We start from the raw sequence: 4,728 nt of genomic DNA on the forward strand, positions 1-4,728 counted from the left end.
CCGCCGCCACCGCCAAACCCTCCGGCGCCAACCGCAACACCCCCGACGCCGGAAAACCCGGCCCCCGCAACGCAAACTCATCCCACAACCGCCACCGGTCGCTCAGCCGCACCCCTGCCTCAGTCATCGCTGCCTCCGGGCAGGTCCTCGTCGATGGCGGCGGCGAGGTCCGCGGGCGACGGGTAGGCGAACACCAGGGCCACGGGGACCTCCAGGCCGAGCGCGCCCTGCAACCGGGCGGTGATCTGGAAGGCGGCCAGCGAGTCACCGCCGGCCTCGAAGAAGTCGCTGTCGACGTCGAGGGTGTCGTCACGCAACGTCTCCCGGTAGATCCCGGCGATCAGCCCGGGAACGTCGGTGGACCCTGCCTGCTGCTCGTTGGTGATGGTCATCGTCGGTTCCTTCCGGTTCGGTCGGTGCTCTTCTGGTCAGTGGGCGAAGGCGCTCATCGCGCCGTGCGGTGCCGGCGGGGCGGCGAGGGTGTTGCCGCCGGAGACGACGGCGACGGCCCGGCCGGCGGCACCGAACTGCAGCGCGCCGGCGAGGGCCACGCTGCCGGTGGGTTCGGCGGCGATGCCCGCCCCGTGCAGCAGGTTCATGGCCGAGGTGATCGACTCGTCGGTGACCCCGATCAGCTCGTCCACCCGCTGTCGGATGATCGGGAAGGGGACGACACCGGGTCGCTGGCCCCGCAGGCCGTCGGCGATGGTGTCCGGCGGCGGCAGCTCGACCGGTCGGGCCGCCGCCAGGGAGCGGGCGTAGCGGCGGCCGTGGGCGGGTTCGACGCCCACGATCCGCACCGGGGTGGCCAGGCACGTCGCCGCCAGGCAGATCCCGGCGAGCAGGCCGCCGCCCCCGGTCGGCACGAAGATCAGGTCGATCTCCGGCGCGTCGGTGAAGACCTCCAGCCCCACGGTGCCCTGGCCGGCGACGACCAGGTCGTGGTCGGAGGAGGGAATGAGGGCCGCGCCGGTGCGGGCGGCGTGTTCGCAGGCGTACCGGTCCCGTTCGACGACGCCGCCGGGCACCTGCAGCACCCGGGCGCCGAGGGACCGGAGCGTCGCGGCCTTGGCGGCGCTGGCGCCGCCGGCCATCACGACGGTGACCTCGACACCGAGTTGGCGGCCCAGGGTCGCCAGGGCGATGCCGTGGTTGCCGGAGGAGCCGGCGACGACGGCGCGGGCGTTGCCGGCGAGCATCGCGTTGGCCGCGCCGCGGGTCTTGAACGATCCGCCGAGCTGCAGGTGTTCGGCCTTGAGCAGGATGGCGGGCAGGGCGTCCACGGCGAGCAGCGGGGTGCGCCGGACCACGCCGCCGATCCGGGCGGCCGCGGCCAGCACGTCGGTGGCGCCGGGGCCGCTGTCGGGGCGGGTCATGCCGGCCGGTCTCCGGCGAGCGTGGCGGCGGCCCGCAGCGCGGCCCGGTCGGCCTTGCCGCTGGCGGTGGTCGGCATCCTGGCGACCCGCACGAACCGGCGCGGCATCATGTGGTGCGGCAGCGTGCGGGCCAGGTGGGCGCGCAGCGCGCGGTCGGTGACGCCCGCCAGTTCGCCGGCGAGGTGGGCGACCAGGTAGGTCCGTCCCCGGTCGTCGGTCTCGGCGACGACCACGGCGTTGGCGACGGCCGGGTACCCGAGCAGCACGCCCTCGATCTCGGCCGGGTCCACCCGGTAGCCCCGTATCTTGATCTGCCGGTCGGCGCGGCCGAGGTACACCAGGTTGCCGTCGGGGCGCCGCCGGGCCAGGTCACCGGTGCGGTACATGCGTGCCCCGGGCGGCCCGGACGGGTCGGGGACGAACCGGTCGGCGGTCAACCCCGGCCGGCCGCCGTAGCCGCGGGCGACCGCCGCCCCGCCGATGTGGACCTCGCCGATCGCGCCGTCGGGCACCGGGCGCAGCCGCGCGTCGAGCAGCTGGACGGTGACCTGGTCGACGGAGGTGCCGACGAGGTCGTTGTCGGTGTCCGGGACGGGCGGCACCCGGAACCGGGTGGAGGTCATGGTGCACTCGGTCGGGCCGTACTGGTTGACCAGGTCACCGGTGACGGCGCGCCGGCCGCCGGACAGCAGGAAGGGCCGCAGCGACTCGCCGCTGGTGAGCACCAGCCGCAGCGGCGGCAGCCCCGGCGCGCCGTCGGCGGCGAGGGAGGCCAGCAGGGACGGCGTGGCGCTGAGCACGGTGTTGCCGCCGAGGGCGCGGACCGCCGAGGCGAATCCGTCGGGCCGCAGCAGGGTCGCGCGGGGCACCAGGATCAGCCGGCCGCCGGCGGTCAGCGGCGCGAAGATGTCCCGGATCGAGGCGTCGTAGCCGAGCGGGGCGACCTGCACGACCGCGGTGTGCGGGCCGAGCCCGTGGTCCCGGCGGAGGCAGCGCAGGTAGTTCTCCAGCCCCTGGTGCTCGATCAGCACCGCGTTGGGGGTGCCGGTGGAGCCGGAGGTGTGGCTGACGTAGGCGAGCGAGCGCGGGTGGATCCGGGGCGGCGGCACCGGGTGGGTGGGGGCGTCGGCGGGCCGGTCCAGCAGCACGGTGCGGCCGGGAACGGAGAGGGCGAGCCGCTGGGCGAGCCCGCTCTCGGTCAGCAGGTGACGTGCGCCCGCGCTGTCGACCATGGCCGCGAGGCGGGTCGGGGGCAGCTCGACGTCGAGCGTGAGGAACGCCGCGCCGGCCCGGGTCACGGCGGCCATGGCGATCACCGCGTCCAGGACCCTGGGTACGGCGATGGCGCAGACCTGCTCGGGGCGGGCCCTTTCGGTGGTCAGCCGGCGGGCGAGCCGCTCGATCCGGTCGGCGAGGTCGCGATAGGACACGACCTCGCCGGTGGTGACCAGGGCGGGGGCGTGCGGGGTGCGGTCGGCGTGCGCGTAGAGGGCGTCGACGTAGGTGACGAAGGCGTCGGTGCGGCTCATGCCCGGTCCCCGTCCGCGCGGGTCTGGTCCACCGCCACGAACCGCAACTCCGACGTGTACCGATTCCCCACGTCATCGCTCAACCACACCTGCTCCGGCGTCGGCAACATCTCCGTCACCGTCAACCGCCCACCCCCATCACGACGCACCAACCGCCGCACCGCCTTCGCAAAAATGTTCACGTACACCGGCGAATCAAAATCCACAAAAAACGGCCTCGGCTCCCCCGGCACCGTCACGAACACCCACCGCGGCAACTCCAACCCCGCCCGCCACCGCCGCGCCCGCACAAACCGCCGCGACTCCACCCGCTCATCAACGAACCCCAACTCACCCGCCACGAACCGCCACGACTCCCGCGCCACCACCATCCGATCCACCGTCACCCGCGGCGAATGATCGGCGTCGGCGCGCAGCGTGAAGCGGTCCATGACGCGGTTGGTCAGGGCGTTGCCGAACACGTCCAGCAGGGGGAAGACGGCCCCGTCGGGGAGTACGACCACGAGTTGGTCGCCACGCGGCTCGACCCGCACGTCGGCGGCCGCCACCGTACGGGGCCGGTTCGGGTCCGCGGTCCAGTCGACCATTCCCACCAGGTAGTCCTGCGGGCGGACCAGCGCCGGTCTGCTGCGCGCCGACCAGCGGGGCGGTTGCTCCTTGGGCAGTTGGGGCATCACCCGCGGGCCGGGGAAGTCCCGGTCGGTCTCGTGCAGCAGCTCCCGGTCGTCGGGATGCTGGGTGACGAACAGTGACGCGCCGACGGTGTTCATGGCCACGTGCAGCTCGCCGAGGACCAGGGTGAAGTCGCCGCGCTCGACCGCGTCGGCGTCGGTGGCCCCGATCAGCACGTCGGGGCTGACGTAGCGGGCCTGCCACCAGCCCCGGCCCGGCTCGGCGAAGGTCCGCCGGACCTCGTCGGCGATGTCCGCGCTGGCCAGCTGGACCCGGCGGACGCCGGGTGGGGCGTTGATGATGCGGGTCCAGTGGGCTCGCAGTTCGGCCTGGATGCGGTCGATGTCGGCGACGGACTCGGGGTGCGGCACCGGGAGGCAGGCCAGCCAGAGCGAGCCGAGGTCGACGGTGCCCTGCGCGGCGTGCAGCCGGTCGTACACCTGCCGGATCCGCGCGCCGACCACGTCGGCGAACCGGTTGGTCATCCAGCGGGCGGCGGTCAGGCAGAGCCCCAGCGGGGTGAGCTCGTCACGGACGGCGGTGCCGAGCCGGACGGTGGCCGAGCGGCGGCTGTCGGAGTAGACGACGGCGCGGCCGGGAGCGGTGCGGGTGGCTTTCTCCCGTTGGGCGGTGGTGGCGGTCAGCTCCACGAAGTCGCGCTCCAGGTCGCCCAGCGCGGCGACGAGCGCCTCCGGATCTCCCACGGCACGGCGAACGCGGTCGCGGCCCTGCTCGACGATCCGCAGGGCGGCCAGTGCGCGGGCGCGGACGTCCGGGTCGCCCACGCGTTCCAACGTGGATCGCAGGTGCCGGTCCGGGTGGGCGGCGGCGGGCACCTCCAGCCGCCAGACGACCCAGTGGCGTTTGACCAGGCGGTCCAGTGCGGCGGTGACCTCGGTCGGCGGCACCTCGCGGTCGAGGCGGGCGGAGACCTCCCGGGCGATGGCCGCGGGCAGACGTCGGCCGTCGCAGTGGGTGAGGACCTCCCGGTCCAGGGGGTCGACGGGTCGGGCCGGTAGCCCCGGCACCACCACACCCCCACCCGTCACCCGCACGAAAGGCACCCGACGCGGCGCCAACCACTCCCGCAACCCCACACCCCCACCCACCACCCGCGCCACCGCATCCACCGCCCACGACGAAAAAAACAC

General features: G+C 74.4%; 4 protein-coding genes. All 4 read right to left on the reverse strand.

The window, feature by feature from the left end:
* Nucleotides 1-119: 119 nt before the first annotated feature.
* Nucleotides 120-392: a phosphopantetheine-binding protein gene (locus ABZ809_RS34360; RefSeq protein ID WP_357566827.1), complete on the reverse strand. Its 273-nt coding sequence runs from the start codon at nucleotides 390-392 to the stop codon at nucleotides 120-122.
* A gap of 36 nt (nucleotides 393-428) precedes the next feature.
* Nucleotides 429-1,376, reverse strand: a complete 948-nt coding sequence (locus ABZ809_RS34365) for a pyridoxal-phosphate dependent enzyme (protein ID WP_357566828.1) — start codon at nucleotides 1,374-1,376, stop codon at nucleotides 429-431.
* A complete protein-coding gene (locus tag ABZ809_RS34370; protein WP_357566829.1) occupies nucleotides 1,373-2,905 on the reverse strand; it encodes an amino acid adenylation domain-containing protein in 1,533 nt (510 codons plus the stop codon). Before ABZ809_RS34370 ends, ABZ809_RS34365 begins: the two co-directional genes overlap by 4 nt.
* Nucleotides 2,902-4,728, reverse strand: a 1,827-nt coding sequence (locus tag ABZ809_RS34375) for a lantibiotic dehydratase (RefSeq protein ID WP_357566831.1), incomplete at its 5' end; no start/stop codon positions are given. The genes ABZ809_RS34375 and ABZ809_RS34370, both read right to left, overlap by 4 nt.

This window comes from Micromonospora sp. NPDC047074 (assembly GCF_040643815.1).
In the GTDB taxonomy this organism is placed as follows: Bacteria; Actinomycetota; Actinomycetes; order Mycobacteriales; family Micromonosporaceae; genus Micromonospora.

Bases quoted from the DNA above. Each gene is read 5' to 3' on its own strand.
- ABZ809_RS34360 (WP_357566827.1), bottom strand. From the start codon at position 392: ATGACCATCACCAACGAGCAGCAGGCAGGGTCCACCGACGTTCCCGGG.
- ABZ809_RS34365 (WP_357566828.1), bottom strand. From the start codon at position 1,376: ATGACCCGCCCCGACAGCGGCCCCGGCGCCACCGACGTGCTGGCCGCG.
- ABZ809_RS34370 (WP_357566829.1), bottom strand. From the start codon at position 2,905: ATGAGCCGCACCGACGCCTTCGTCACCTACGTCGACGCCCTCTACGCG.